The sequence below is a fragment of the Lysinibacillus sp. NPDC097287 genome, assembly GCF_044761695.1.
Classification (GTDB): domain Bacteria; phylum Bacillota; class Bacilli; order Bacillales_A; family Planococcaceae; genus Lysinibacillus.
The window spans coordinates 1-1,507 of sequence record NZ_JBIWCX010000049.1 but is presented as its reverse complement, the minus strand read 5'-3'; the positions used below and the strand labels follow the sequence as shown (position 1 = coordinate 1,507).

Here is a 1,507-nt window from a genome sequence, read left to right as displayed (position 1 = left end):
GATGGCGTTGTGGTAGGCGAACGCGATTTGGTAAGCGACTTTGAGGATGTTTGAGATGTGTTGTGCGGTCAGGGCTGCGGTGTGGATGTCTTGTGGGAGGTTGTAGCGGCCGAGTGCGTCGAGATTGTCGGCAAGGTCGACGAGGGAGTCGCAGGCGCGCTGCGCGTGGGCATGGACATTTGTTGCCGTGGATGTCATGAGGTCCTCTGTCTGCGATGCGGTCAGCGTGACTGGAGCTGTCGCGGATTGTGAAGCACGAAGGAAAGAACTCTATGTGACATTCAGGATGCCTCATGCATGTCACATTGGCAAGTGTGAGAAGGACATTTGGCCGAGCATTCAGGGTGGACTCGGTTCAGAATCGTTTCGCGTCCAGGTCGGACGGTAACGTCACCTGCATGGATCCGCTGGAGAAGGCCGTCGAGGCGCACAAGCGTGCAGTAGTCGCGGAGAAGGCTGCTCGGGATGCTCTGTACGGCGAGATTTGGCGCGCGCGACAGTCTGGAGTTTCGCAGGTGGAGGTTGTTCGTCGGACTGGTTATACGCGTGAACATGTGCGTCGGATTGAGCGATTGTTCGAGGGTACGTCGGATTGACTGGTCGCGGCCGTTGCTCCAGGGCGAGGATTTTACCGAGTCAGTATTGGAAATATGTCCGCTTGAATGGTCATGGATACGCGTGCGTAGAACAGTGCCAGTCGGCAGGGCACACAACGAAGAGGAAAGAATGACGGGCTATGCCGATGGTTGGGCGTTGCTGGGCGACGAGGTGAGGGCCATCATTAAGGAGTATTGGCTGGACGGGTTCCCTGTTGCGGCGACTCCGGACGAGGAATACAACCGAGGCCGTGGCCCCGGAAAACGCGTCAGCCCTATTTACGAATACGACGACGGCGGAATCGGGGCGACGCAGTGGCTCAATGTCACCCACAACGTCGCCGCGATACTGAAGTCGGACGGTGGATGGAAGGTTGGCGGCGCGTTCCACCTGTGGGTTTCCACCGGTATCGGGACGCTTCCGTACGAGGTGCCCCTGCGAAACCCAATCATGATCGACGCGGGGGATAACGTGGGCTGGAGCGAACGTAAGGAAGAAGCAATCGCCGCCGCAGAGGCAGTACTCGGTCTGCGTCGATTGGCCGAGTAGCTCACCAAAGCAAATCGAGAGACCCGATTTTCCTCAGTCCACGAGGCGAATCGGGTCTCTCGCGGCCAGAGGAGGAGACGAGCTCTCCCGGCGCCTCCTCGCGTGGGCCGCCGATGCACTCTCGCTGTTGCGGAGCCTGCGAGGCTGTCCACAAGAAGATGAACCCGACTTGAAACGAGTCCGCCAATCAGGTCAACACCAGGTCTGGCGCACTGCCCATCCGTTCGACCCCGACATCGCATTTCGGCTGATCTGCTGGTTCCCACCCGACAGCAACACCGTCGTAGTGGCACTGTTCGCGGGCGACAAATCGAGAATCGGCGACGTGTTCTACAACAGTGTCGGACCCCGAGCCGACGCC

Annotated in this window: 3 protein-coding genes; 2 read left to right on the top strand and 1 reads right to left on the bottom strand. The window is 59.3% G+C overall.

Annotated elements, in window-relative coordinates:
- The coding region (locus ACIQ2D_RS21905) for a hypothetical protein (RefSeq protein WP_402867406.1) at nucleotides 1-198 on the bottom strand (198 nt) is incomplete at its 3' end.
- Between the two features lie 528 nt (nucleotides 199-726).
- Here ACIQ2D_RS21905 and ACIQ2D_RS21900 point away from each other — a divergent pair.
- Nucleotides 727-1,146, top strand: a complete 420-nt coding sequence (locus ACIQ2D_RS21900; RefSeq protein WP_003944284.1) for a hypothetical protein — start codon at nucleotides 727-729, stop codon at nucleotides 1,144-1,146.
- 169 nt (nucleotides 1,147-1,315) lie between these two features.
- The coding region (locus ACIQ2D_RS21895) for a hypothetical protein (protein WP_402867405.1) at nucleotides 1,316-1,507 on the top strand (192 nt) is incomplete at its 3' end.

Coding starts and splice junctions, on each gene's coding strand:
- ACIQ2D_RS21900 (WP_003944284.1), top strand. CDS start 727: ATGACGGGCTATGCCGATGGTTGGGCGTTGCTGGGCGACGAGGTGAGG.